This window comes from Micromonospora sp. NPDC052213, assembly GCF_040679695.1.
In the GTDB taxonomy this organism is placed as follows: domain Bacteria; phylum Actinomycetota; class Actinomycetes; order Mycobacteriales; family Micromonosporaceae; genus Micromonospora.
Map to the genome: position 1 here is coordinate 15957 of NZ_JBFAVI010000012.1, position 26117 is coordinate 42073.

Here is a 26117-nt window from a genome sequence, read left to right on the forward strand (position 1 = left end):
CCTCCAATTGCAACTCGTGTTGCCTTTTGAGTCTGCCGAATGGGATGGTGTAACGCAACAGTCGGTGCGTTAAAGGAGGTGTCCGATGTCTGCCGGTCAGCGACCGGGCGGGCGCAGCGCCCGTGTCCGGGCCGCGGTCCTCACGGCCGCCCGTGGCCTTCTCGCCGACGGGTACGCCGAGCTGACCGTCGAACGGATCGCCCAGGCGGCCGGCGTCAACAAGACGTCGGTCTACCGCCGCTGGACCGACCTGGAAGGCGTCCTCGGCGACCTGCTCAGCGAGTACGCCAGTGAGGTCGTCCCGATCCCGGATACCGGCGACCTCGGCACCGACCTCGAGGAACTGGCGTTGCTGATCCGGCGCGGCATGACCGGCGGACCCGGCGAGCTGATCACGGCCCTGGCCGCGGCCGCGCCCCGCAACCCGCGCGCCGCGCAGATCGTCCGCGGCTTCTTCGCCGAACGGTTCGGCCTGGCCGAGGCCGTCGTCGACCACGCCGTCGCCCGCGGCGAACTGGCTGAGGGCACCGATGCCCGGGCCGCGATCGAGGTCCTGGGCGCGCCCTTCTTCCTGCGGCTGCTCGTCATCGACGAACCCATCGACGAGGAGTTCGCCCGACGTGCCGCCGCCGCGGCCGCCGCAGCCCTCCGCGCCGGCGTCTTCAGTCCGGCGCGAGAACCTCGTCCCGCCATGGGCGCGAGTGCAGTGCCGCCCGCCCGCCGTCCCGGTCGGCAGCGCGGTCCCAGTCGGTGATGACCTCGATATGCACGTCGAACCGCGACGCAAGAGCCCCCGGGCATGAGGTGCCGTGGGAGCCGGGGTTGTGGCCGGCGACGACGTAGAAGCAGCATGTGGGGCGCCGGAGGCGTTGGGGTCGGCATACTTGGCCGGTGTTCGACTTCGGGATCGCCGGGTATCAGCCGTGTTGGTTGAACGGGGAAGACAAGGTCGCGAAGCATCACGGACGGCGCCTGGGCGGGCTTGTCGGCCGCGAGCTGACGGGTCCGTGGGTAGTGTGGGATACCGAGAGCGACGAGTGGTTTGCCGACTGCCCGGTGGTGCTCGACTTCGCCGGGGAGCGTCTGGAGGTCAATCACCAGAAGTTCGATGACCTGTCGATCACATGGAACTCGGTGGACGTGACCCGGCCGCCGGTGTGGCCGACATCGGACGGCTTCCGGCTGGTCTGGCGCGATGACGTTCCCGCCGTGTTGGCTGCCCGGCGCGGGCAGCGGCTTGAGGCGGTCGAGCTTCTCGAATGGGCTGGCGGAGACCTGGCGGACGGCGCCGTCGCTGTTGGCCTGCGCTTTCCGGACGGCTGGTTGACCCTGTACAACGCCTTGGACGAGAACGGACTCGCGTTCGGCCAGCTCCAGCCGCAGTACCGCCGGCACCGGCTGGGATAGGGCTGCCTACCTCTGTGCTGCCAAGGCCACCTGGGGTCGCTTCCGCCGCCGTGCGGTCGGTCAACGTACGTTGGGCCGCCGTCCGGATCAGGGTAGTGACGTCGGCAGGGCGAAAGCCGGGAAGTGTTCCGCGCCGAGGAACGACATGATCTCCGCGATGCGCTCGTCCCTCAAGGTCAACACGGTGATCGACCAACCATGGTGTGGGCCCGTCTGGTCGTTGCCGAGATAGAACCCGACGGCAGGCTGACCGTTCGCAGTCGTCGGACGACACCGCCAACTCCCGCAACCGGTCAGCGGGACCTGGACGGCGAAGTCGGTGACCGCCTCGATCCCGCGATACCAGTGCGCCATCGGGGGCATCGACCACGTGACGTCGCTGGTGAGCAAGGCAACGAGCGCATCGGCGTCACCGCGTTCGAACGCGGTGGAGAATCCGGCGACGATCTGCCGTACGCGAGCGTCGTCGATCTTCCGTAGGGTCTGCTGCTGGGACTGCGGTGGGACCTTCTCCGCGATCACCCGACGGGCGCGGGCGAGGGCGGAGTTCACCGAGGTGGTCGAGGTGTTCATCATGTTGGCAATCTCGGCCGCAGAGAAGCCGAGGACGTCGAAGAGCAGCAGCGCCGCCCGCTGGTTGCCCGGTAGATGTTGCAACGCGGCGGCGAAGGCAAGTTCGACGGCTTCACGCTGTTCATACCTTGCGCTGGGAACTGATCGGCCGTCGCCGAGGCCGGCGTCCGGGTAGGGGCCCAGCCAGGCGAACTCCGTCAGCGGCCGATCATCGAGCACCGCACGGTCACTGGAGGGACCGAGGTCGACGGGTAGCGGTCGCCTGCCACGGGACTCCACGAGATTCAGACAGACCCGGGTTGCGATGGTGTAGAGCCACGAGCGCAGAGAGCTGCGTTCCTCGAATCGCGCGAGTCCTCGCCAAGCCCGCAGCAGGGTTTCCTGCACCGCATCATCGGCGTCATGGGTTGAGCCGAGCATGCGGTAGCAGTGGGCGTGCAACTCCCGGCGCAGCGGCTGGACCAAGCGGGTGAAGGCCTCGTCGTCACCCTCGCGCGCCCGGCCAAGATCGACATTCTCGTCGCGCACCGCAGCCGAGTCTCCAGCCAACCCGGAAGAATCTCTGCTCACGAGCGACGATTCTGCCCCGCAGCGGCGGTCTCCACTCCGGCAGACCCCCACCACCGCGGCCAGTTACCGCTGGACCGGCGCTATCTCGCCCTGACGAACCGACCCTCGACCACGACCGGAGACCTCGACATGACCGAGAAGGAAGCAAGAGCCCGCATCGATCGTGGAAGCGACACCTGGTCTCGGATCCACGCAGAGCGCGCGGCACTGGCGGCCGACCTCGCGGGCCTGACTGATCAGCAGTTCGCGACGCCGTCGTTGTGCACCGGGTTGACGGTGCGCGAGGTGCTCGCTCACCTCACCGCAGGGGCAAGCCTGAACTCCTGGCGATGGCTGGCAGGGGTCATCCGTTGCAGATTCGACTTCGACAAGCAGGTGACCATGCGGCTGAACGAGCAGCTGGGCGCAACTGCCGCCGAGACACTGGAAAGATTCCGCGGCATCGTCATGAGCCGGACCAAACCGCCGCTGCCGACCATGGCGATGCTCGGCGAAACGATCGTGCACGGGGAGGACATCCGGCGCCCCCTGGACATCCGCCGGCCCTACCCGATCGAGACCATCACGCAGATCGCCCGGTACTACCAGGGCTCCGACCAGGTGGTCCTGGCCAAAGGTCGCATCCGCGGCCTGCGACTCGTCGCGAACGACGGCCCCTTCACCACCGGCTCCGGGCCACTCGTGTCCGGCACCACCCTGGCACTGACCATGGCAATGACCGGGCGTACCACGTACTGCGACGAACTCGAAGGCGACGGTGTCGCAACCCTGCGCGGCCGCTGCACCCCTGTCTGATCGACATCCGTACGCGGCAGCCCCTGAAGCGCCCCACAGCCATCGCGCACCGACCGCTCATCGGCGAAGCCGCGAGAGGCGGGTTGTGTCCCGGGAGGCCGGCCTCACCTGCGGAGCCGACCTGCTCGGCCGTGGGACCGACCGCAGTGGCTGCTGCGGCGCTGGTAGCGTGTGTCTGCATTCCAGCCAGCCCGCCGCGGCGGAGTGTTTAGGAGCAACGCGTGGTCGTGATCCTCCCCGAGGTTTCCCGCACCCTCAACGAGTACCTGCTCGTGCCGAACCTCACGACCGAGTACTGCACCCCGGACAACGTCGACCTCTCCACGCCCATCGTGCGGCACCCGGTCGGCGGGTCCTCGCCGCTGCGCATCGCCGTACCGCTCGTCAGCGCGATCATGCAAGCCGTCTCCTCGCCCCGCCTCGCCATCGCGCTCGCGCAGACCGGCGGGCTGAGCTTCATCCACCAGAACCAGACCGTCGAGACGCAGGCCGAGTCGGTCAGCGCGGTCAAGCGCCACAAGGCGGGCTTCCGGCACTCCGACATCAACACGAAGCCATCCGCGACGCTCGGCGAGGTCAGCCGCCTGCTCAAGGCCGCCGAACGGGACGTCGCGGTCGTCACCGACGACGGCACCTCGAGTGGCCTGTTCATCGGCCTGATCTCCACCGCCGACTTCCATCCCCAGCGTCACGACCTCAACGACACGGTCGAGTCCCGGATGCGCCCGGCCGACGGTCTGGTCACCGCGCCCCCGACGATCTCGCTGTCCGACGCGAACACCCTCATCTGGGACCACCGCCTCGACCTGCTGCCGATCGTCACCGCCGACGGTCGCCTCGCCTCGATCGTGCTGCGCCGCGACTACGAGCTGCACAAACAGTTCCGCAACGAGTCCATCGACGACGACAAGCGGTTCCGGGTCGGCGCCGGGATCAACACCCGCGACTACCGCGACCGGATCCCCGCCCTCGTCGAGGCCGGCGCGGACGTGCTGTGCATCGACTCCTCCGACGGCCATTCGGTCTGGCAGCAGAAGACGTTGCAGTACGCCGTTGGTGAGTTGAACGGCGCTGTCCCGGTCGGCGCAGGGAACGTCGTCGACGGCCGCGGATTCCGCTATCTCGCCGATGCCGGTGCCGCTTTCGTCAAGGTCGGTATCGGCGGCGGGTCGATCTGCATCACCCGCGACCAGAAAGGCATCGGGCGCGGGCAGGCCTCCGCACTCATCGACGTGGTTGCCGAACGCGACCGCTATGCAGAGGAAACCGGCATCTACGTGCCGATCTGCTGCGACGGCGGTCTCCTCGCCGACTACCACATGGCGATCGCCCTCGCCCTCGGCGCCGACTTCATCATGCTCGGGCGTTACTTCGCCCGATTCGACGAAAGCCCCTCCAACCTCGTCAATCTCGACGGGCAGCTGTTCAAGGAATACTGGGGTGAGGGCTCCCAACGGGCCCGGAACGTCGCCCGCTACGACCAGGGCGAGACCGAGCTGCCGTTCGAGGAAGGCGTCGACGGCTATGTGCCGTATGCCGGCAGCCTCTACCCCAACATTGCCCGTACGGTCGCGAAACTGCGCGCCACCATGGTCAGCTGCGGCGCCATCACATTGCCGGACTTTCACCGCGACGCGGTGCTCGTCCAGGTGTCGCAGCAGAGCTACGAACAGAATGGCGCCGAGGTCCGGTTGCGCAGCGGCTCAGGCGGCAGCGGACAGTAGCCGGTCGCTTCGTCATCCGCACAGGCGGCCTGCCCTCTACATCCGCGTTCCCCGGCACGGCACCGCGCTTCATCCCCGTCCCGTCAACGCAATAGCGCCCGGTCCAATGCCCGGGGTGCGGCCGGGGCTCAGTCGTCGGCGGCCCCTGCACTGACGGGGTTGGCACGCGCAGCACACGGCGCAGCTGCGGGCCACACCCGCATGCCCGGACGCTCCGAGCGGGTCAGCTTGGCGAACCAGCGGCGGCCGGAGCGGAACACCTCGCCGACCGCCAGCCCGGCCGCCGCCGCCGTGCCCGCCACCGCGCACGTGTCGAGCCACGCCCAGCGGAAGGCTGGGCCCCGGTGCCGGCCGGATGCCACGTGGACCTGTCCCTGCCAGGTGCCGGAGCCGGGCGGCTCCAGCTCGACCAGCACTGTCCCCGCCGGCCGCAGCAACGCCCGGCACCGGCGCAGCAGAGCGATCGGGTCGCCCCCGATGCCGATGTTCCCGTCCAGCAGGACCGCGTGTGCCCAGCGTCCCTCCGCCGGCAACGGGCCGAACAGGTCGGCCCGCACGGCGACCGCGCCCCGGGCCCGGGTCAGCGCCACCGCCCGGGCCGACACGTCCACCCCGAGGGTGGTCAGCCCGGCCACGGTCAGTGCCAGGGTCACCCGGCCCGGGCCGCAGCCCAGGTCGAGGGTGGGACCGGCGCAGCGGGTGACCACCGCCGCCTCCGCCGTCCCGGCGGGCCCGTGCCACCGGTGCACCGGCAGGCGGCGGCGCAGTCCGTCGGCGGGCACCAGCCAGTGCGCGTTGTCGCCCCGGTCGCGCAGGGCGGCGGCGAAACCGTCCCCGGTCACGCCCGCACCACCATGGCGCGGCGCACCGCCGCGACCTGGCGGGCGAAGCGGCCACCCGGGGCCGTCGCGGCCACCGCCCGCGCGTCCGACCAGTCGTCCACGTCCCGCAGCACCGGCAGCGGCATCGTGCGCAGCCCTCGCCCGGTCAGCGCGGACCACGTCGAGCGGCCGGTGCGTGGGGTGGACATCGGCACCCCGCGCAGCGCCACCGCCTGCCGCGGGTCGCGCAGCCCCAGCGCCCACCAGCCGCCGTCGGCGGCCCGTCCCAGCACCGCCTCGGCGTCCGCCAGCCGGCGTACGGCGGCGGCCAGCCGCGCCGGGGTCAGCTGCGGGGTGTCCATCCCGATCTGAAGCACCCGACGGCCGGGGAAAGCGTCGGCGACGTCGACGTGGGCGTTCGCGAGTCGGGCCGCGAAATCCACGCCCCGCTGCGGCAGGACCGGCCAACCGGCGACGGCGGCGGCCAGTTCGGCGGCGTCCTCGGCGTCGGTGAGGCGCCCGGCCAAGGCCAGCACCGGCGTCACCCCGGGAGTGTCCCGGACGGCGTCCAGGGTGTCGCGCAGCGCGGCGGCGGCCAGCTGGGCGGCCTGGACCGGGGTCGCCGGTGGGCAGAGCCGGGTCTTGACCATGCCCGGCACGGGGGCCTTGGCGACCACCAGCAGCACGGTCACCGGGGGCGCTCCACGGTGCGCAGCACGGCCGCGAAGTCCCGGGTGGCGCGCAGGGTACCCCGGAACGAGCCGGAGACCTTGGAGCGGGTGCCCGTGGCACGCGGGGCGTACGCGACGTCGAGTTCGTGGATGCGCCAGCCCGCGGCGGCGGCCCGGATCAGCAACTCCAGCGGGTAGCCGAAGGCCCGGTCGGTGACGCCGAGACCGAGCAACGCCTCCCGGCGGGCCACCCGCATCGGGCTGAGGTCACGCAGCGGGACCCCCCGGTGCCGCAGCAGCGCGGCGACCAGCGCCGTTCCTGCCCGGGCGTGCCAGGGCCAGACCCCGACACGGACCGGCCGGCGACGGCCGACGGCCAGGTCGGCGTTCCCCCCGGCGACCAGGGCGACCAGGGCGGGCAGCTCCCGAGGAGAGAATGAGCCGTCGGCGTCCAGGACGCACACCAGTTCGGTCTCGGCGGCCTCGATCCCGGCGTGCACGGCCGCGCCGTACCCCCGACGGCGCTCATGGACCACCCGGGCGCCGTGCCGGGCGGCCACCTCGGCCGAGGCGTCTCGAGACCCGTTGTCCACCACGATCGCCCGGTATCCGGGCGGCAGCGCGGTCAGCACGGCGGGCAGCGCGGCGGCCTCGTCCAGGCACGGCAGCACCACGTCGATCGGTGTCGGCATACCCTCGACGCTAAGTCCGCGCGGGGCCACCCGTTCCGCGTTCGGCCCTACGGAACGCCTACCGAACAGGCACTTCTTACCGTTCCGTGACGTAGCGGCGATTCGGCTGACAGGGGGCGGGGCAGGCCGTACCGTCCGGTCGACATGAGACCCGGTGCCACACTTTCCCGCTCGCCCGTTGCCGACCGCGTCCGGGCGCGCGACGGGGGCGACCTGGTCGTGCTGGGCGTCGAGGCGGCGCTGCTGGCCACGGCCGTGGTGATCGGCGCGGTGCTGAACCATCGGGGTGTGGGCCTGCACGCCGAGGCCGCCCCCCTCTACGCCACGTGGCGGCCGCACCTGGGCTGGGGCACCCCGGTCGCGCTGCTGGTCGCCGTGGCCGTGCTCGGGCCGGGGCTGCGGTGGGCCCGTGCGGCCCGGTGGGGTCCGCTGCTGTTCGCCGGCTACCTGGCGGCGGTGGCCTGGACGCTCGCCCTGGCGCTGGTGGACGGCTGGTCGGCCGGGCTCGCCCGGCGGCTCACTCCGCAGGCGGAGTACCTGCACGAAGTGCCGCGGGTCACCGATGTCGGGCGGATGCTGGTCGGCTTCACCGACCGGATCCTCGACTTCCAGCCGGACTCGTGGTCCACCCACACCGCCGGCCATCCGCCGGGAGCCCTGCTGTTCTTCGTCGGGCTGGACCGGATCGGCCTGGGCGGCGGGACGGCGGCGGCGTTGGCCTGCGTCCTGGTCGGCGCGACCGTGGCGGTGTCCGTGCCGGTCACGCTTCGGGCGCTGGGCGCAGGCGAGGCGGCTCGGGCGGTGCTGCCGTTCCTGGTGCTGCTGCCGGGGGCGGTCTGGGTGGGCGCCTCCGCCGACGGTGTCTTCACCGGTGTGGTCGCCGCCGGCTTGGCCCTGCTGGCGGTACGCGGGCCCGCGATCGCGCTGGCCGGCGGGCTGCTGCTCGGCTTCGCGCTCTACCTGTCGTACGGCTTCGTGCTGGTCGCGCCACTGGCCCTCGCGGTGCTGGCGTTGCGGCCGGCGCGCCGGCGCGGCGCGATGTTCGCCGGTGCGGCCGGGGTGGCCGCGGTGGTGGTGGTGTTCACCGTCGCCGGCTTTCAGTGGTGGCGGGGGTACGACCTGGTGGTGGAGCGCTACTACCAGGGCTGGGCGGCCGACCGCCCGTACGGCTACTGGGTCTGGGCGAACCTGGCGGCGCTGCTGCTCGCTGCCGGACCGGTGGCCGGGCCGGCGTTGCGCCGCGCACTGTTCTCGGCTCGGGCGGGCCGGGGGGCGGTGACACGGGTCGGAAGTGGTCCGTCGGTCCCGGTGGCCGGCGGCCCGGAACCGGGTGGTTCGGCGGTGCGCGGCCTCGTGCGGCACCACCGGCTCGTCGCACTCGCGTGGCGGGTCCGGGGGCGCGGACCGACCGTGCTGCTGCCGGCCGCCGCCGCGCTGGCGGTGGCCGGCGCCGACCTGTCCGGGATGAGCAAGGCCGAGGTGGAGCGGATCTGGCTGCCGTTCGTGGTCTGGCTGCTGGTCGCCGTCGCGCACCTGCCCGCGCCGGCTCGTCGGTGGTGGCTGGCGGGGCAGGCGCTGACCGCCCTCGCCGTGAACCACCTGCTGTTCACCGTCTCCTGACCGAACGCCAATCTCGTCGGGAGCGGGTGGGCCGCGACCCGGACGGCCGGGGCGGTCCGCCGGCGGAGTCGCCGGGCGGGCCAGCGGGCGGCGGGTGCGGTGGTGTGGTCAGACCGCCACGGTGGCGGGCTCGCGCAGCGGGTCGGTAGCGAAGGCGGTCACCCCGTCGACGAAGCCGACCCGGGCGGTGTAGCCGAGCAGTTCACGTGCGCGAGCGGGGTCGGCCACCACGTGCCGCACGTCCGCGGCCCGGGCCCCGCCGACCACCACCGGCGCCGGCCCACCCATCGCCGAGGCCAGGGCGGCGGCCAGGTCGCCGACGGTGTGCGGCTCGCCGGAGCAGACGTTCACCGGCACCAGGCCGTCCGGCGCCGGCGCGGTCAGGGCCAGCAGGTTCGCCCGCGCCACGTCGGTGACGTGCACGAAGTCGCGCCGCTGCCGGCCGTCCTCGTAGACGCGCGGCGGCCGGCCGTCCGCCAGCGCCGACCGGAAGATCGACGCGACCCCGGCGTACGGGGTGTCGCGGGGCATCCGGGGACCGTAGACGTTGTGGTAACGCAGCGCCCACACCCCGCCCCCGGTCTGCCGACCCCAGGCGGCGGCCAGGTGCTCCTGCGCCAGCTTGCTGGCCGCGTACGTGCTGTGCGGCTCCAGCGGGGCATCCTCGGGCACGAGCGCCGGGGTGAGGGTGCCGGTGCACTCCGGGCAGGTGGGGTCGTACCGGCCGGCGGCCAGGTCGGCCGGGCGCCGCGGGGCGGGCCGGACGACGCCGTGCCGGGCGCACACGTAGCGCCCCTCGCCGTACACCACCATCGAGCTGGCCAGCACCAGGCGGGACACTCCGGCCCGGTGCATCGCGGCGAGCAGCACCGCCGTGCCGTAGTCGTTGTGGCTGGCGTAGTCGGGGGCGTCCGACGGGTCCAGCCCGTGTCCGACCATCGCCGCCTGGTGACAAACGGCGTCGACGCCGCTGAGCAGGTCGTCGAGCAGCCTCGGGTCCCGGATGTCCCCGACCACCGGGTCGTGCCGGCGGGACCATTCGGGAAGGGCGCCCCCGTGTGCCTGCGGCAGCAGCGCGTCCAGGCACACCACGTGGTGCCCCTCGGCGACGAGCAGGTCCGCGACCTGCGATCCGATGAATCCGGCGGCGCCGGTGACGAGTACGCGCATTTCCGTCACGCTAGGTCAACCGGTGGCCCCGCGGGCCGGTTCGGGTCGGGCGTCAGCCTTCCGGAAGGCCCGGCGGTGAGCCCTCAGTCATGCGGACCGGTGGTGAGCCTTCGGTAATGCGACAAAGCCAGCCGGCGGGCGGTGCTGCCGGTTAGCGTGCTGCACGAGGGCCCGCCGTGCCGGGCTCGACGACCCGCCGCCAGGAGAAACGTGCCCGCCGATCCGCCGCCAGACCCGCCTCCGAGGCCCGACCCCGGAGAGCCGACGCGGGCGTCCGGCCGGCCCGAGCCCTCCGCCGTGCCACCCCGGCCGCCCGCCGCCGGGACGACCGACAGTCAGGGGTACGCCTACCCGGCGCGGCTGTGGCGGGCGCTGGACCGGCACCGCCCACCGGGTGCCGAGGCTGCCGCCGGCGCCTGGCGCAGCCCGGTACGCGGCCCGTGGCTGACCTCGGTGTTCGGTGCCGTCCTGCTTGCCGCCCTACCGCTGGTGATCATCACCGGACTGTTGGACTGGATCGCCTACGGTCCCCACCTCGGCCAGGCCCTTCCCCGCGACGTGGGCTGGCTGCACCCGCCCGTCTTCGACTGGCCGACCCGCCCGGCCTGGCTGTTCCGGGTCACCCAGGGCCTGCACGTGACACTCGGCATCGTGCTGGTGCCGGTGGTGCTGGCCAAACTCTGGTCGGTGGTGCCGAAGCTGTTCGACTGGCCGCCGGCTCGATCGACGGCTCAGGCGTTGGAGCGACTGTCGCTGTTGCTGCTGGTCGGCGGGATCCTCTTCGAGATGGCCACCGGCCTGCTCGACATCCAGTACGCCTACCTGTTCGGGTTCGACTTCTACACCGCGCACTGGTACGGCGCCTGGGTCTTCACCGCCGCCCTGGTCACCCACGTGGCGATCAAGTTGCCCCGGATGGTCTCCGCGTTGCGCGGTCCGGGCTTCGCGCGTACCCCGCTGGCCGGGACCCGACCGGAGCCGGCGGACCCGGACGGTCTGGTTGCCCGGCGCCCGGGTCCGGCGACGATGAGCCGACGCGGTGTTCTGGCCCTGACCGGGGGCGGCGCGTTGCTGCTCGCGGCGCTGACCGTCGGGCAGAGCCTGGACGGCGTGCTGCGCCGCACCGCGCTGCTGCTGCCTCGGGGCCGGCGGCACGGCGACGGGCCGAACGGCTTCCCGGTGAACCGCAGCGCTGCCGCAGCCGGCATCCGGTCCGCCGACACCGGGGCGGACTGGCGGCTCAGCGTGCGGGGCGGCGGCCGCAGCGTGGAGTTGGACCGTGACGGCCTGCTCGCGATGGCCCAGCACACCGCGGACCTGCCGATCGCCTGCGTCGAGGGTTGGTCGACGGCGCAGACCTGGACCGGGGTGCGGCTGCGCGACCTCGCCGCCCTGGTCGGCGTGCCCGAGTCCGCCCCGGCACGGGTCCGATCGCTGGAACGGAGCGGCCTGTTCCGTCAGGCCCGGTTGCAGCCCCACCAGGTCCGCGACCCGGAATCGTTGCTCGCCCTGCGGGTCAACGGCGTCGACCTGTCCCTCGACCACGGCTACCCGGCGCGGATCATCGTGCCGGCACTGCCCGGCGTGCACTGCACCAAGTGGGTCCGGGAGATCACCTTCGAGGAACGTGCCGATGGTTGAGTTCCGGCGCGGCTACGGCGCCGCGCCCTGGCACCTGCTGCTCATGCTCGGCTGTTTCGCAGTGACGGGCTGGATCGCGTTGCGGCTGTCCGGGGAACCGGCCGCAGGCGGGATGCTGCTCTGGTTCCTCGGCGCGGTCATCGCCCACGACCTGCTCCTGTTCCCGGTCTACGCGTTGATCGACCGGGGGCTGCGCGCCGCCCCGGGGCGCCGAGGCGCACCGTCGGCGCTGAACCACGTGCGGGTGCCCGCGCTTGCTGCCGGGCTGCTGCTACTCGTCTACCTTCCCGGCATCCTCGGTCTCGGCGACGAGACGTACACGGCGGCGACCGGTCTGGCTCCGCGACCGCTGCTGGCCCGCTGGCTGGCGATCAGCGGGGTTCTCTTCGCCGCCAGCGCGGGGCTCTACGCGTTGCGGCGGCGCTGACCCTTCCGCAGGCCAGGCTTCGCCGACGTCTGGCGACTGGGCTCGCGACGCCCTGCGCGCTTCTGTGGTGATCGCCGACGCGGCAGGTGGACGGGGACTCGACGCAGGGGTCGGCGAGGTGGGCGCTCCTGCCGGGCGGCGAAGGACGTTCGCACGGTGGGTCGCACCGGAAATCGAGTGGACAGGGAACTTGTATCGAGTTACAAGTTGTACGCATGTACAGGATTGTCAGGAGGTGACGTCGTGCGGGCAATGAGCCGGGGCGAGGTGCGCGGTGCGATCGCGAACCTGGACGCGGTCGAGAGCAAGGTCCGTCTGCCGGCCTGGTTCGACGAGGTCGCGTGGGGCAAGCTCGACTACCTCGGGTGGCGGGATCCCCGAGCGCCGTTGCGGGCCTACCTGGTCACCGACATCGACGGCACGGCGTCGGGCGCCTTGCTCCGCCAGAGTCCCAGCCGGGCTGAGCTCGGCGGGCGAGCGGTCATGTGCTCGCTGTGCCACTTCATGCGGCGCTTCAACGAGGTCGCCCTCTTCTCGGCGCCGCGCCCCTCGGCGGACAAGCGCCAGCGGCTGAGCACGCTCGGCATCCTCGTGTGCACCGACCTCGACTGCGCCACGAAGGTGCACAGCGCGCCCGTCCTCGGACCGCTCGACCCACCGGTGGACGAAATAATCCGGGCGCGCAGGGAGGGGCTGCGGATGCGTACCGTCGCGTTCCTACGCTCGGTGTCGAGCACTCCGAGAACCGTACGAGGGAGGGGATGATGGCGTACCTGGCGCGTGCGGAGCGGCGCCGTTCGATCGTCGAGGCGGGGGCCGCCGTGGTCGAGCGCGACGGCTTGGGTGCGGTGACGGCCAGAATCGTGGCGGACGAACTTGGCGGGTCGCAGGGCCAGATCCACCACCACTTCGCGTCAACCGACGAACTCGCCGCCGAGGCCTGGCGGCACTACGCGGCGCAGCAGATCGATGAGTACGAGCGCAACGTCGACGGCCTCGATGCGTACGACGCGCTCGTGCTCTTCTTCGCCGACCTCGTGAGTACCGACGGGGACGGGCACGCGCTTGCGCGGTGGGCCGAGGCGGGCGCACACGCACAGCAGCGCCCCCTCGTCGCGAGGAGCTACGTCGAGACGCTCTCACGGCTGACCGACGTCCTCGCCGCGGTCCTGGCCGGGGACTCCGAGGCCGCGCAGGCGCGAACGGCCGCCTGGCGGATCCTCATGCTCGGAGTCGGGCTCGCCGGGCTCACCCGCATCACGGAGGACTCACCCGTGCCGGCTCGTGACGTCATGCTGTCGGCGATCGGAGCCGAGACGGGCCGACGCTGAACCACACCCTTGCCGGCGACCGCGACACGCTGGTCGCCGACGAGCGCCCCTGGCGACGGCGATCAGCGGCGGGTGGCGAGACGTGGCGGCCGATCGGGCCTGGCGCCGCTGTCAGCCCGCGAAGGTGTACTCGGGGAACCCCGGCACCTCGGGTCGGATCCGGAACAGTGCCCCCGCCGGGGAACGGTCGTCGGCCGGCAGGCCCTGGCGGGAGGTGGTGACGTAGAGGTCAGCGTGGTCGGGTCCGCCGAACGCGCATGCGGTGGGGCGCCGAACCGGCAGCTCCACGACGGCGGTGAGGCTGCCGTCCGGGGCGTACCGGTGGACGACGCCCCCGTCCCACAGGGCGACCCAGACACCGCCCTCGACGTCGAGGCAGAGCCCGTCCGGCGTGCCCGCGTCGGGCGGCACCGCGACCACCGGCCGTCGGTCGTGCAGCTCGCCCGTGGCCAGGTCGAAGGCGAAGGCGTCCATCCGGTGGGTGGCCGAGTCGACATACCAGGCGGTCCTGCCGTCCCGGGTCCAGGCCAGGCCGTTGGAGACGGTGAGCCCGGTGAGCACCGTCTCGACGGCGCCGCTCGGGCTGAGCCGGTGCAGCGCGGCCCGACCCGGCGCGGCGTCGTACGCCATCGAGCCGCAGTAGAAGCGCCCGAGCGGGTCGCATCCGCCGTCGTTCATCCGGACCGACGGGTCCGACCAGAGCTCGGGCAGCAACTCCACCGAGTCGTCCCCGAGCAGCGCGAAGCCCCGCTCGACGGCGGCGACGAGGCCACCGCCGGATCGCGGGCGCAGGGCCGCGACCACCGGGGCGACGTGCCGGCGGCTGACCGCCCCGGTGGCCGGGTCCAGCGCCAGGACGTCCCCGACCAGCATGTCGACCCAGCGCAGCCGCTGGTCGGCGGGGCACCACACCGGCCCTTCGCCGTGTCCCGCGACCGCCGGCGTGACCTGCTCCGCGACGACCATCGGACCTCCCTGACGTGCCGTACGTGGCGTGGTTCGCCCCGCCCACCACGTCACCATCCTCGGTACCGCAGGCGGGGTGCGGCTCGTCCGGTGTTCACAGGTAGTCGGCCGGCCAGTGGAAGGCCCCGGGCGCGCCGGTGATCGCGGCCAGGTGGTCGGGTGCCGCGTGGATCGGCCGGACCATGCCGGTGGCGTCGGTCTCCGTCACCGGGTCGGTCAGGAGACACGGTAGCGCCGCCTCGATCGCCGGGTCGGCCGGCAGCCGGGCCGTGCAGTGCCGTACGCCGCGTTCGGCGGCGGTGCGGGCGACGGCGCCGAACAGGGCGCGCAGGGCGTCCGGCCGGTCGGGCCGGGCGGCGGCCTCGACCACTCGGACGCGCCCGGGAGACCACTGCGCGGCCAGGTAGCCCGCCGTGCGGCCGTGGTGCCGGGCCACCAGTATCTGGGTGGGTGGGGCGTACCAGACCGGGACCCGGAGCCGCCAGTCGTCGGCGTCCCGCACGGTGCTCAGCGGCCGGTGGGCGTTGAACGACTCGTGCACGGGGGCGAGCTCCGCCCAGTCCACCGGGGATTGCTCCCGCACGGTCCAGTCCGGCGGCAGGGGAGTGCCCGCCGCCGGTCGGCCGCTCGGGTGGCGCAGGGTGAACGTGCCGTAGCCGCTGCTCAGGTAGACGCCCGGTGTGCCCGTGAACAGCAACGACCAGGCGCAGCCGTCCGCCGCCATCGCGGCGACGGCCAGGTCGAGCAGGCGGCGGACGTGACCCCGACCGCGGGCCTGGACCCGGGTGGCGACGTTGGCGACGCCGCCGACCAGGTCGACGCCGCCGACGGCGTTGCGTACCCGGCGGGGCAGGTAGTAGACGGCGGCGACGACCGCTCCGGCCTCCACCGCGACGAACGTGCGCCGGAAGCGGTCGTGGTCGTGGGCGTAGAGCCGGGTCACGTGCGCGTCCGTGAACGCCTCGGCCCACGTGGCGTAGAGCGACGGTACGTCCGCCGGTGTGGCCGGACGGTACTCGACGAGGGCGGTCACGCGGGCGCGAGCACGTTGCGCTGCCGGCCGAGCCCGTCGATCGCCGTCTCCATCACGTCGCCGGCCGTCAGGTAGGGGAACCGGCCGGACAGCGCCACCCCCTGCGGGGTGCCGGTGTTGAGGACGTCGCCCGGTTCCAGCACGGTGAACTGGGACAGGTGCCAGATCAGGTACGCCACGTCGAAGATCATGTCGGCCGTGCGGGAGTCCTGCCGGGGCTCGCCGTTGACCCACGAACGTAGCCGCAGCGCCTGCGGGTCACCCACCTCGTCCGGCGTGACCAGCCACGGGCCGAGCGGGTTGAAGGTCTCGCACGACTTGCCCTTGGACCACTGGCCGCCGGGGTCCGCGAACTGGTAGTCCCGTTCGGACACGTCGTTGGTGACCGCGTACCCCGCCACGTGGGCCAGCGACTCGGCCGGGGAGCCCAGGTAGCGGGCGCGTCTTCCGATCACCACGGCCAGTTCCACCTCCCAGTCGGTCCTCGTCGAGCCACGCGGCACCAGCACCTGGTCGTACGGGCCCACCACGGTGTTCGGCGACTTGTGGAACAGGATCGGCTCGCCGGGCGGGGCGACTCCGGACTCGGCGGCGTGCGCGCTGTAGTTCTGCCCGATGCAGAGCACCGCCCCGGGCCGGGCGATCGGGGCGCCGATCCGCTCCCCGGTCACGTCGAGCGGCGGCAGCGGCCCAGCCGCTCGCACGCGCCCCACGGGGTCCGCGGCGAGGAACGCCGCGTCGATGTCGGCGGTGATCCCGCTCAGGTCGAAGTGGTTGGTGCCGTCGAACAGCACCGGCCGCTCGGCGCCGACCGGGCCGATTCGCATGAACTTCATGGTTTCCTCTCTGCCGACAGCAGGCCGCGGGCGGGCCCGGGTCCAGCGCGTACGGGTCGGGTGGGGGCGTCGGGTCAGCCCGTGTGGGCCAGCATCTCGGGCGTCACCGCGTGGGCGAGGGGTCGACCAGTCACGTGCCGGATGATCTCGTCGACGACGATCTCGCCCTGCCGCCGGCGACCCTGCACGGTCCCGGCGGCCTGGTGCGGGGTGAGCAGCACGTTGGGCAGCGCCCGCAGCGGGTGGCCGGTGGGCAGCGGCTCATCGTCGAAGACGTCCAGCGCGGCGTCGATCCGGCCACGGGACAGCTCCGCGACGAGCGCCGCCTCGTCGACCAGCCAGGACCGGGCGGTGTTGACCAGCCCGGCGCCGTCGGGCAGCAGTGCCAGTTCGCGGGCACCGAGCAGGTGCCGGGTCTCCGGCAGGGTCGGTGCGTGCAGCGCGACGATCCGGCTACCGGCGAGCAGTTCGTCCAGGCCGACCAGCCGGACGCCGAGCGCGGCGGCGTCCGCCGTGGCCAGGGTCGGGTCGTACACGCTGACCTCCGCCCCCAGGGCCCGGACCAGCTCCAGGTACGCCCGCCCGGTGCGGGAGGCGCCGACGACGCCGACCGGGCAGCCGAGGATCTCGTGCCGGGGTGGCGCCTGTTCCGCCCGGCTCCAGCTCGTGCCGCCGCGCAGCGCGTGGTCGAAGCGGGGCGTCTGGTGCAGCAGGGCCAGGGTGAACGCGAGCGCGACCTCGGCCACCGACCGGGCCATGCCCTGCCCCGCCTGGGTGACCGTGATGCCGCGGGCGAACACCTCGGGGGTCACGAACGGCTTGACCGACGCGCCGGTGTGCGCGACCAGCCGGAGCACGGGGGCGCGGTCCAGCAGGGCCGCGTCGAGCCGAGGAACGCTCCAGGAGGTCACCAGCACCTCGGCCCGGGCCAGCAGCGGCACCAGGTCGGTGCGGGTGAGTGCCGCGTGGTCGTCGACCAGCGTGGCGTCGGTGACCGTGGTCAGCCGGTCGCCGACCCGGTCGGGGAAGAACTGGGCACGCAGCGCGGCCGGTACGGACACCACGGTGACCGGACGGCGCCCGCCGGGGAGCGTGGTCACGGGCCGGTCGTCCGGCGGCTCGGGCCTGCCGGCCGCGCCGGCCCCGGGGGGCTCACCGGAGCCAGTCATCGCGACGCTCCGCGACGAAGTCGTCGTCCGTCAGCCACGGGTAGGCGGTGGTCACCCGGGTCAGCTCCTCGGCCTGGCCGGGTGACAGCCCCTCGGCCGGGTCGAGGCACCACACCCCGTCGAGCAGCCCCTGCCGGCGCAGCACCTCGTGGACCCCGGCGATGCAGCCGTCGAAGTCGTTCGCCGCGTCGAACACCGCCGCGTTCGCGTCCGTGAGCGCCGCCGCGCGGGCGGTCAGTTCCGCCAGCGCCGCCGCGTCGCCCGAGCGGGCCGCCCGCACCCGGTCGAACATCGCCACCGCCGCGCGGGTCCACACCGCCCACTGGCCGAGCAACCCGCCGACGAACCGGCGGCCGGCGAACTCGCCGAGCAGGTCGCCGAGGATGTGGTCGTCGTTGCCGGTGTACAGAGCCACCTCCGCGCCCCGGTCGGCGGCGGCGATCCCGCGCACCGCCTCCAGGGTGCGGTACCTGTCGAACGGGGCCAGCTTCACCGCGACCACCGACGGCAGGTCGGCGAACGCCCGCCAGAACGCCGGGGACAGGCGCGGGCCGCCGATGGCCGGCTGGAGGTAGAAGCCGATCACCGGCAGCACGTCGCCGACCGCGCGCGCCCGCTGGAGCAGGTACGCCTCGTCGGCGCCCGGCACGACGGGGGACAGCAGCACGGCGTGGTAGCCCAGCCCGGCCGCCAGCTCGGCCTCGGCGACGGCCTGGACGGTGGGGCCGCACGCCCCGGCGACCTTCACCACCGGCCGGCCGGCCTCGGCGTCGACGGTCTCGGCGGCCAGGGCGAGCACCGGCCGCAGCAGTCCGGCCTCCCGGACGGCGAACTGGGTGGTGTGCACGCCGACGGCGAGTCCGCCCGCCCCGGCGGCCAGGTAGTAGCGGGTCAGCGCTCGCTGCCGCCGCTCGTCGAGGCGACGGTCGGCGGTCAGCGCCAGCGGGTGCGCCGGGATGACGGTGCCTTCGCGCAGCAGTTCCAGGGACACGGTCAGAACCTCCCGTCGCGGACGGCGAACTTGGTGGGCTTGCCGGAGGTCGGCAGCCCGGCGGCCAGCCAGTCGGCCTGCCAGTCGACCAGGGTGCCCAGCGGGACGTCCGGGTAGCCGAACAGCGCGTGGCAGCGGGTGGCGTCGTTGAGCAGCGCCGTGGGCGCCTCGGTGCCGGCGTACGTCACCGGCCTGCCCAGGCGCGCGCCGAACCGGGCGGCGATCCGGCGCACCGGCGCGGTCTCCGGGCCGGTCAGGTTCAGGGTGCACACGTCGGCGCTGGCGTGCCGCAGCGCCCGCAGGGCGACCTCGTTGGCGTAGCCCTGCCAGACCACGTTGACGTGGCCGGTGGTGACGTCGACCGGGTCGCCGGCCAGCACCGCCTGCCCGATGTCGGCGAGCACCCCGTAGCGCAGGTCGACGGCGTAGTTGAGCCGGAGCACCGCGACCGGGGTGCCCCGGGTCGCGGCGGCGTGCGCGAAGACCTGCTCGCGGCCGAGGCAGCTCATCGCGTAGTCGCCGACCGGGCCGGTCGGGTCGGTCTCCACGCAGCCGCCGGAGGCCACCGGCACCATCGGGTAGACGTTGCCGGTGGAGAACGCGGCGATCCGGGCGGCCGGGTAGCGGCGGGCCACCGCGGCGGGCAGGACCGCGTTGACCATCCAGGCCAGGTAGGGGGCGGTGGCGGTGCCGAACTTCGCGCCCACCATGAAGATCACGTCGCGGGCGTCGGGCAGGCCGCCCAGGTCGCCGTCGCCCAGCAGGTCGAACGCCACCGGCTCCACCCCGTCGGCGGCCAGCGCGTCGGCCGCCGCCCGGTCCGACCAGCGCGACACCGCGTACACCCGGTCGCCGGTGCGGCCGGCGGCGTCGAGCCCCCGGCGGGCCAGCCGGCACAGCGACGGGCCCATCTTGCCCCCGGCGCCGAGCACCACCAGGTCGCCGGAGTCGCCGGCCAGGTCGGCGACGAGCGCCGCCGACGGCCGGGCCAGCCGGTCCTCCAACTCGGACTCACTGTTGAACACTGGTCTTCTCATCCCTTGATTCCGGACATCGTGACGCCCTCGGTGAAGTACCGCTGGCCGACGAGGTAGGCGGCGAAGATCGGCACGAACGCGACGACCGAGCCGGCGAGCATGACGTTGAGCGGCACGTTCTCCTGCTGGAGGGAGGCGATGCCGACGGTGAGCGTGCGCATGTCCCCGCTCTGCCCGATGATCAGCGGCCAGAGCAGGTCGTTCCAGTGCCACAGGAAGACGAACACGCCGAGGGTGGCCAGGATCGGCTTGCACAGCGGCAGCACGATCTGCACGAACATCCGCCACTCCGACGCGCCGTCGATGCGTGCCGCCTCGAACAGTTCGTCCGGCAGGCCCTGGATGAACTGCCGCATGAGGAAGACCGCCTGCGCGTTCGCGAGCGTCGGCAGGATCAGCCCCCAGTAGGTGTCCACCCCGCCGACCTTCGCGATCAGGATGAAGGTCGGGATGAGGGTGACGTGGTAGGGCACCATCACCATCGCCAGGAACGACCAGAACATCGTCTCCCGGCCGGGGAATCGCTTCTTCGCGAACGCGTACCCGGCCATCGCGGCGAGCAGGAGCACCGCGACGACGCTGACCACCGAGTAGATCGTGGTGTTCAGCAGCCACCGCAGGATGTCCCGCGAGTCGAGCACGGTGGCGTACGCGTCGAGGTCGATCGGCCAGGGCAGCAGGCTGCCGGGGAACTCGACGGCAGCGGTCGGCTTCAGGCTCAACACGACCATCGCGTAGAACGGGAACAGGGTGACCACGCTGGCGACGGCGAGCAGCACGTACCGCAGCGCGGTGCCGGCCGGTCCGGGCTGCAACGCCCGGTACGACCGACGCCGTCGCCTCGCCGGCGGGGATGGCGTGGTGGGCGCGGGCGTGGGGGCGGTGCTCGTGGCGGTCACTTGTTCCTCCCGAGGGCCAGCCGCTGGACCAGGGCGACGACCAGGGTCATCACGAACAGGGCCACCCCGATCGCGCTGGCGTAGCCGAGGTCGAAGTACTTGAAGCCCTGGTCGTACAGGGCCATGACGAGGGTGTAGCTGGCGCGGGCCGGGCCGCCGCCGGTCATCGCGTACACGAGGTCGAAGACCTGGAAGGAGGCGGTGGTCTCGATCACCAGCAGGAAGAACAGGACCGGCTTGAGCTGCGGCAGCACGATCCAGCGGAACCGCTGCCACGGGCCGGCGCCGTCGGTGAGCGCCGCCTCCTCCTGCTCGCGGGGCAGGTCCTGGAGCCGGGCCAGCACGATCAGCATGCCGTACCCGAAGTGTGACCACACGCCGACCAGCGCCAGCGCCGGCACCACCAGCGCGCTGGAGGCCAGCCACGAGTCGTCGGGCAGGCCGAGCCAGCCCATGATCCGCGACCACGGGCCGTCGGAGGAGAACACCCAGGAGAAGATGGTGGCGACGAGGACCAGGCTGGTGACCACCGGCAGGAAGAACACCGACCGGAAGAAGCCGACGCCGCGGAAGCCGCGCCGGACCAGCAGCGCCAGCCCGACCGACACGGCCACGGTCAGCGGCACGTACAGCAGGGTGTAGGCGACGGTGACCCGCAGCGACTGCCAGAACACCGGGTCGTCGACCAGGTGGCGGGCGTTGTCCAGCCCGGTCCACTCGGCGTCGCCGCCGATCGTGTACTCCATGAAGCCGAGCACCAGCCCGGCGATGGCCGGGCCGAAGCGGAACGCCAGGAACAGCAGGAACGCGGGGAGGACGAAGAGCAGACCCCATCGTGCCTCGCGCCGGGCGATCACCCGCCGGGCCCTGCGGGCCGGCAGCTGAGCAGGTACGGCCATCTCGCCATCCTCTTCGCGGGTACGGACCGGCCGACGTGGCCGGTCTGGTGGTGCCCGGCCCGCCGCCGCGACGCGGCGACGGCGGGCCGGTGTGGGTCAGAGCAGCGCGTCGGCGGCCTTGGCCGCGTCGGCGAGGGCCTGCTCGGGGGTCTTCTTGCCGATCAGCGCGGCCTGGATCTCGGGGCCGAGCACGCCCATCACCTCGCGGCTCTTCTCGTTCAGCGAGCCGACGGTCATGCTCGGCAGGGTCTTCTCCAACTCGCCGTTGACCGGGTCCTGGGCGTAGAGCGAGCCGGCGGACTTCTTCGTGGAGAAGTAGCCGCCCGCCGTGTCGTACGCGGTGGCCACGGACGGCTGGGTGGCGAAGGTGATCCACTCGCCGGCGGCCTTCTTGGCCTTGCTGCCCTTGAGCATCGACAGGCTGCCCACGGCGCCGTAGCCGACGCTCTTGACGTCGGTCAGCGGCGGGAAGATCTTGATGTTCTCCTTGCCCCAGAACGTCTCGACGTCGGCCGGGACGTGCTGCCAGGTGCAGGCCACCTTGTTCTTGGCGACGTTGGTCTGCTCGAAGGCGGGGATGTTGGTGAGCAGGTCCTTCTCCACGTAGCCGCCGTCGACGAGCTGCTTGAGGAAGGTCAGCGCCTTGACGCCCTCGGGGCCGTCGAACGCCACCGACTTGCCGTCGGCGCCGAACACGTCACCGCCGGCCTGCCACAGCAGGGGGTAGAAGGACTGGTTCAGGGTGGCGTTCGGGTCGGCGTAGTAGTTGGTCACGTCGAAGCCCTTGGCCTTGAACGTCGGCGCGATGGCGAGCAGGTCCGCCCAGGTCTTCGGGTACTCGGTGACGCCGGCGACGGCGAACACCTTCGCGTTGCACATCAGCGGGTTGGCGCTGGTCAGGATGGGCGCGCCGAGCATCTTGCCGTCCTGGGTGACCGCCTCGCGGAGGTTGTCCAGGTAGTCGGCCTTCGCGTCGGCCGGCAGGTACTCGTCGACCGGTTCGATCATCTTGCCGAACTTCCCGAGCTGGTCGGGGATCAGGTAGACCACGTCGGGGCCCTTGCCGCCGGCGATCGCGGTGGTCAGCGACTCCTCCCGCTTGGCCCACGGGAAGATCTCGACCTTCACGTCGACGTTCGGGTGGTCGGCCTCGAACGCGGCGACCTGCTTGTCCCAGAAGCCCCGGTGGGTGGCCTCGTCGGGGATCACCGGGTAGATCCACATGGTGACGTTCTGCTTGTCGCCGCCGGCGTCGGACCCGCCGCCGCACGCGGTGAGCAGCCCGGCCGCCAGCGCGGCGACCGCGACCGGCGCGAACCTGCGAACTCGCATCTGTCCGTTCCTCTCTGAAGGGTTCACTGCGCGGGCACGGTGACGACCGTGCCGGTGTGCCGGGCCGCCTCGGCGGCGAAGACCGCGAGGTGGCTGGCGAGGGTCTCGTCCAGTCCGGACCGGATGTGTCGGCCGTCGCCGGTGGCGACGGCGCGGACGAAGGCGTCCATCAGCCCGGTGTCGCCGCCGCCGTGGTCGTCGGCGGCGGTGGACCCGCCGACCGTGCCGGCGTCGAGGACCTCGATCCGGTCGGTGCGGAAGTCGTGCACCCGGACCCGCTCGCCGTCGCCGGAGAGCGAGCCGTGGGTGCCGAACAGCTGGGTCTGGCGGTGGGTCTGTTCGGTGAAGGCGGCCATGGTGAAGGTGGCGGTGACCCCGCCGGTCAGCTCCATCGCCACGACCTGGTGGTCGACGACGTCGTTGTCGCCGGCGTAGACGCAGCGCCCGTATGGGCCGGTGCGCAGCGCCTCGACCAGCGCGGCCTCGTCGGTGCCGTCGGTGACCACGCTGACCGGCCAGATCGGCCCGTGCTCGCGCAGCACCGGCAGGTACAGCTTCGGCGCCGAGTACGGGCAGTCCGGCTCGACCGGGCAGTCCAGGCACCGCTGCGCGGCGCCGGCCGGGGCCTGGTCGGGCCGGAAGTGGCGCAGCCCGCCGAAGCTGGCGACGCGTTCGATGCGCCGGCCGGTGACGTAGCCGAGCCAGTCCAGGTCGTGGCTGGACTTGGCCAGCAGCATCGGGGTGGCCAGGTCCTCCCGCCGCCACGGGCCGCGTACGTAGGAGTGGGCGTAGTGCCACCAGCCGACCGGTTCGAGGTGCTGGACGCTGACGATCTCGCCCAGCACCCCGCTGTCGACCACCCGCTTCACCAGGTCGGTGTAGGGGGTGTAGCGCAGCACGTGGCAGACGGCGAACAGCACCCCGGTGGCGCGGACCGCGTCGACGATCTCCCGGCACTGGTCCGCCGTCGGCGCGAGCGGTTTCTCCACCAGCAGGTGCCGGCCCGCCTTGGCGAACGCGACGGCCGGCTCCACGTGCATCCGGTCCTGGGTGGCCACGACGACCGCGTCGGCCGGCGCGTCCGCCGCCAGCAGGTCCCGCCAGTCGGCGTACGCCGCCGCGCCGGGGTGCGCGGCGGTGATCAGCCCCCGCTGGTGGGGGCGCGGGTCGGCGACCGCGACGAGCCGCGCGCGTGCGGGGTTGGCGGCCACCCACCGGGCGTACGTCTGTCCCCGGTTCCCGGCGCCCACCAGCGCCACCCGCACCGGCCGGTCCTGCTGTTCCACCTGTTTCTCGCCTTCTCTCTCGCTCGCCGTCGCCGCGCTCAGACCGTCAGGTTTCCGGCGTCACGCACCCGGGGCGAGGCGGCGGGCAGCTCCCGGGCCACGCCCTCCTCGACGCACCCGGTGTGGTGCAGGTACGACCCCTCGCCGAAGCCGGCGTCGGCCAGCCGCAGCTTCCCGCCGGTGAACTGCGCCCCGACGGCGGAGTACCGGTTGGTGCCGGCGTCGACGCTGACGTGGGCGGTGCCGGCGTCGACGGTGCTGCTGCGGTAGCCGCCCAGTTCCCACCGCACGACGCCGGTGGCCGCGGCGCGGGACAGCAGCGCCTTCGCCGCGTTCGTTCCGGTGAACAGTGCCCCGGATCCGACGCTGATCCGCTGGTCGGCGGCGCCGGCGAGGCGGATGCCGGTGTCGGTGAACGTGCCGCCGGAGACGCGCAGGTCGGCGGACTTCACGGTGACCGGCGCGGCGTCGGGGGCGCCGACGAACGTCACGTCGGTCAGGTGCAGCCGCCCGGTGCCGCTGAAGGTGTGGCCGTTGACCCCCCGGAGCGTGGTGCGGACCAGGTGCACCGGGGTGGTGACGCTGGCCTGCACCACGTCCGTGCCGGCGGTGGCGAGGGTGAAGGAGCAGCCCTCGATGACGTTCGGCCGCTGCGACCGGGTGGACTGCTGGGAGATGATCAGCGTGTCGTCGGCGGAGCAGCCGCGCAGTTGCACGCCGTCGGCGTTGACCCACATCATCCCGGAGCCGGCCAGCCCGGCCTTGCGGATGACCTGCACGTCCTCCAGGGTCAGGTCGGTGACCTTCACCCGGGCCACGAACCAGGAGCAGACGTGCTTGCGCACGGTGATCCGCTTGGCCGCCGAGCCCCAGGCCGCGCCGGAGTTGGCGAAGGTCATCAGCCCGGAGTTGCCGGTGTAGACGAGGTCGTGCTCGTACTGGCCGTGGGTGACGAAGGGACCCTGGTCGTCGCCGTCGCCGTGACAGTTGGTGACGTAGCAGTACGCCGAGGCGGTCCAGTCGTTGAGGTGCCGGGCGTTGGAGGTGCGGCAGTCCTCGACGTGCCCGTACAGGCAGTAGATCTGCTGGGTCAGGTAGCCCGCGCCGCCCCAGGTGACCGAGGTGGGGTTCGTCAGGGTGCACCGGGTGGTGTGGAAGTACGTGCACCAGCGGCGCATGATCACCGGCCAGAACGTGCCGGTGGCGTCGACGTCGGCGACGTCGCAGTGCACGGCGTACTCGTAGGCGATCGGGTGGGAGCCGGTGTACTGGTCGCCGCCGTTGCCGGTGAACACCAGGTCGCGTACGTGGACCCGGCTGACCGGCTCGACCCGGGTCCAGGTGAGGGTGCGTCCGGGGGCCAGCTCCCAGCCGTTCTTGTAGTTGACCCGGATGTGGGTGCCGTCGACGATCTGGGTGACCTGGACGAGCTTCTGCAGCTCCTTCTCCCAGCGGCCGGCGAGCTGGTTGACCTCGACGGCGTACCACTGGCCGACGGCGAACGCGCCGGAGTCGGCGACCTGGAAGGAGTCCCAACCCTCCCGGACCGGCTCGGTCAGGGTGTGGGTGCGCACGTCGTCGGTGACCGTGCCACGGAAGAACAGCACGGCGGCGAACGGGTCGTCGCGGCCGGCGTCCTCGATTCCGTCGGTGGACATGGTGTGCCCGCCGAAGTCGAGCACGAGGTCGCTGCGGGTGAACCGGTGCCGCTTGACGAAGTGCAGGTCGGAGTGGGCCTCGATGCGGTGCACCGACGGGTCGTTCACCATGGCGTCCAGCGCGGCGTCGGCGGGGGTCTTCGCGTCGAAGATGCCGAAGTGCCGGAACTCGACGACGCCGTCGTGCAGCTGGAGCCAGCGGCCGGGGCCGGGCCGGTCGCCGTGCGGGTCGAGCACGGTGCCGCCGTTGCCCGCGGCGGTGCTGGCCGCGTTCCAGCGGACGAAACGGGCGCCGCCGTCGCCGGCGGCGTAGTGCCCGTCGACGTGTACGACCCGCCCGTCGTGCAGGGTGCCGGGACTCAGGCTGAGCAGGGCGGCGACGGTGCCGACGTGCAGGACCGCGTCGAGGCCGGGGGCCAGGGGGTTCGCCGTGCTGTCGGACTCGGGGGCGGCGGACGCGGCGGTGGCGGGGGTGAGGGCGGCGCCGGCGAGGGCGAGCCCGCCGACCCCGGTGGCGCGCAGCAGGGTGCGGCGGGAGGTCGGTTCGGAACGGTCCATGGGGGTGTCTC

The 26117-nt window shown here is 72.8% G+C and carries 25 protein-coding genes; 9 read left to right on the plus strand and 16 right to left on the minus strand.

All coding sequences use genetic code 11. The features are described 5' to 3' along the window. Nucleotides 1-85: 85 nt before the first annotated feature. Both AB0L34_RS05380 and AB0L34_RS05385 read left to right on the plus strand, forming a co-directional pair. Nucleotides 86-754 (plus strand): TetR/AcrR family transcriptional regulator, encoded by a 669-nt coding sequence (locus AB0L34_RS05380; RefSeq protein WP_363702093.1) that lies wholly within the window; start codon nt 86-88, stop codon nt 752-754. Between the two features lie 137 nt (nt 755-891). Beyond that, a complete protein-coding gene (locus AB0L34_RS05385; protein ID WP_363702095.1) occupies nt 892-1407 on the plus strand; it encodes a hypothetical protein in 516 nt (171 codons plus the stop codon). 87 nt (nt 1408-1494) lie between these two features. On the opposite strand, the gene AB0L34_RS05390 is transcribed toward AB0L34_RS05385, so the two are convergent. Beyond that, nucleotides 1495-2508 carry a sigma-70 family RNA polymerase sigma factor gene (locus AB0L34_RS05390; protein WP_363702097.1) on the minus strand — a complete coding sequence of 338 codons (1014 nt, stop codon included), beginning with the start codon at nt 2506-2508 and terminating at the stop codon, nt 1495-1497. A 171-nt stretch (nt 2509-2679) separates the two neighbouring features. On the opposite strand from AB0L34_RS05390, the gene AB0L34_RS05395 reads away from it, so the two are divergent. Continuing rightward, nucleotides 2680-3345, plus strand: coding sequence for a maleylpyruvate isomerase family mycothiol-dependent enzyme (locus tag AB0L34_RS05395; RefSeq protein WP_363702099.1), 666 nt, complete (start codon nt 2680-2682; stop codon nt 3343-3345). Between the two features lie 221 nt (nt 3346-3566). Beyond that, nucleotides 3567-5069: an IMP dehydrogenase gene (locus AB0L34_RS05400; protein ID WP_363702101.1), complete on the plus strand. Its 1503-nt coding sequence runs from the start codon at nt 3567-3569 to the stop codon at nt 5067-5069. 128 nt (nt 5070-5197) lie between these two features. Here AB0L34_RS05400 and AB0L34_RS05405 read toward each other — a convergent pair whose 3' ends face one another. From AB0L34_RS05405 to AB0L34_RS05415, 3 genes are read right to left on the minus strand one after another with little or no spacing between them, the layout of a single operon-like run. Beyond that, nucleotides 5198-5911 (minus strand): methyltransferase domain-containing protein, encoded by a 714-nt coding sequence (locus AB0L34_RS05405; RefSeq protein ID WP_363702103.1) that lies wholly within the window; start codon nt 5909-5911, stop codon nt 5198-5200. Then, entirely contained in the window at nt 5908-6582 is a 675-nt protein-coding gene (locus AB0L34_RS05410; RefSeq protein WP_363702105.1) for a DUF2064 domain-containing protein, read from the minus strand. Before AB0L34_RS05410 ends, AB0L34_RS05405 begins: the two co-directional genes overlap by 4 nt. After that, entirely contained in the window at nt 6579-7253 is a 675-nt protein-coding gene (locus AB0L34_RS05415; protein ID WP_363702107.1) for a glycosyltransferase family 2 protein, read from the minus strand. The genes AB0L34_RS05410 and AB0L34_RS05415 overlap by 4 nt, the downstream gene beginning before the upstream one ends. 219 nt (nt 7254-7472) lie before the next feature. Between AB0L34_RS05415 and AB0L34_RS05420 the strand changes: the two genes are divergently transcribed. Next, nucleotides 7473-8873, plus strand: a complete 1401-nt coding sequence (locus AB0L34_RS05420) for a hypothetical protein (protein ID WP_363702182.1) — start codon at nt 7473-7475, stop codon at nt 8871-8873. A gap of 108 nt (nt 8874-8981) precedes the next feature. On the opposite strand, the gene AB0L34_RS05425 is transcribed toward AB0L34_RS05420, so the two are convergent. Further along, complete coding sequence (locus tag AB0L34_RS05425; RefSeq protein ID WP_363702109.1) at nt 8982-10043, minus strand: NAD-dependent epimerase/dehydratase family protein; 1062 nt, start codon at nt 10041-10043, stop codon at nt 8982-8984. 297 nt (nt 10044-10340) lie between these two features. Here AB0L34_RS05425 and AB0L34_RS05430 point away from each other — a divergent pair, with 297 nt between their 5' ends. The 4 genes from AB0L34_RS05430 (at nt 10341) to AB0L34_RS05445 (ending at nt 13442) form a co-directional block, all read left to right on the plus strand. Continuing rightward, nucleotides 10341-11684, plus strand: a complete 1344-nt coding sequence (locus tag AB0L34_RS05430) for a molybdopterin-dependent oxidoreductase (RefSeq protein ID WP_363702111.1) — start codon at nt 10341-10343, stop codon at nt 11682-11684. Further along, nucleotides 11677-12111: a hypothetical protein gene (locus AB0L34_RS05435; protein WP_363702113.1), complete on the plus strand. Its 435-nt coding sequence runs from the start codon at nt 11677-11679 to the stop codon at nt 12109-12111. The genes AB0L34_RS05430 and AB0L34_RS05435 overlap by 8 nt, the downstream gene beginning before the upstream one ends. A 252-nt stretch (nt 12112-12363) precedes the next feature. Then, nucleotides 12364-12876 (plus strand): FBP domain-containing protein, encoded by a 513-nt coding sequence (locus tag AB0L34_RS05440; protein ID WP_363702184.1) that lies wholly within the window; start codon nt 12364-12366, stop codon nt 12874-12876. Next, nucleotides 12876-13442, plus strand: a complete 567-nt coding sequence (locus AB0L34_RS05445) for a TetR family transcriptional regulator (RefSeq protein ID WP_363702115.1) — start codon at nt 12876-12878, stop codon at nt 13440-13442. Before AB0L34_RS05440 ends, AB0L34_RS05445 begins: the two co-directional genes overlap by 1 nt. A 111-nt stretch (nt 13443-13553) precedes the next feature. Here AB0L34_RS05445 and AB0L34_RS05450 read toward each other — a convergent pair whose 3' ends face one another. The 11 genes from AB0L34_RS05450 to AB0L34_RS05500 form a co-directional block, all read right to left on the minus strand. Next, on the minus strand, nt 13554-14408 hold the full coding sequence (locus AB0L34_RS05450) for an SMP-30/gluconolactonase/LRE family protein (RefSeq protein WP_363702117.1): 855 nt from the start codon (nt 14406-14408) through the stop codon (nt 13554-13556). Nucleotides 14409-14502: 94 nt separating this feature from the next. Further along, on the minus strand, nt 14503-15441 hold the full coding sequence (locus AB0L34_RS05455) for a GNAT family N-acetyltransferase (protein ID WP_363702119.1): 939 nt from the start codon (nt 15439-15441) through the stop codon (nt 14503-14505). Beyond that, on the minus strand, nt 15438-16277 hold the full coding sequence (locus tag AB0L34_RS05460) for a fumarylacetoacetate hydrolase family protein (protein ID WP_363702121.1): 840 nt from the start codon (nt 16275-16277) through the stop codon (nt 15438-15440). Before AB0L34_RS05460 ends, AB0L34_RS05455 begins: the two co-directional genes overlap by 4 nt. 74 nt (nt 16278-16351) lie before the next feature. Beyond that, complete coding sequence (locus AB0L34_RS05465) at nt 16352-17377, minus strand: hydroxyacid dehydrogenase (protein ID WP_363702123.1); 1026 nt, start codon at nt 17375-17377, stop codon at nt 16352-16354. 52 nt (nt 17378-17429) lie between these two features. Continuing rightward, nucleotides 17430-18437 carry a dihydrodipicolinate synthase family protein gene (locus AB0L34_RS05470; RefSeq protein WP_363702125.1) on the minus strand — a complete coding sequence of 336 codons (1008 nt, stop codon included), beginning with the start codon at nt 18435-18437 and terminating at the stop codon, nt 17430-17432. A gap of 2 nt (nt 18438-18439) precedes the next feature. Next, complete coding sequence (locus tag AB0L34_RS05475; RefSeq protein WP_363702127.1) at nt 18440-19462, minus strand: NAD-dependent epimerase/dehydratase family protein; 1023 nt, start codon at nt 19460-19462, stop codon at nt 18440-18442. Nucleotides 19463-19470: 8 nt separating this feature from the next. Then, a complete protein-coding gene (locus AB0L34_RS05480; RefSeq protein ID WP_363702129.1) occupies nt 19471-20373 on the minus strand; it encodes a carbohydrate ABC transporter permease in 903 nt (300 codons plus the stop codon). Next, nucleotides 20370-21272: a sugar ABC transporter permease gene (locus tag AB0L34_RS05485; RefSeq protein WP_357458149.1), complete on the minus strand. Its 903-nt coding sequence runs from the start codon at nt 21270-21272 to the stop codon at nt 20370-20372. The genes AB0L34_RS05480 and AB0L34_RS05485 overlap by 4 nt, the downstream gene beginning before the upstream one ends. Nucleotides 21273-21368: 96 nt before the next feature. Beyond that, nucleotides 21369-22604, minus strand: a complete 1236-nt coding sequence (locus AB0L34_RS05490; RefSeq protein WP_363702131.1) for a sugar ABC transporter substrate-binding protein — start codon at nt 22602-22604, stop codon at nt 21369-21371. A 23-nt stretch (nt 22605-22627) separates the two neighbouring features. After that, nucleotides 22628-23890 carry a Gfo/Idh/MocA family oxidoreductase gene (locus AB0L34_RS05495; RefSeq protein WP_357692900.1) on the minus strand — a complete coding sequence of 421 codons (1263 nt, stop codon included), beginning with the start codon at nt 23888-23890 and terminating at the stop codon, nt 22628-22630. Between the two features lie 38 nt (nt 23891-23928). Beyond that, on the minus strand, nt 23929-26106 hold the full coding sequence (locus AB0L34_RS05500; RefSeq protein ID WP_363702133.1) for a hypothetical protein: 2178 nt from the start codon (nt 26104-26106) through the stop codon (nt 23929-23931). Between the last annotated feature and the right edge of the window lie 11 nt (nt 26107-26117).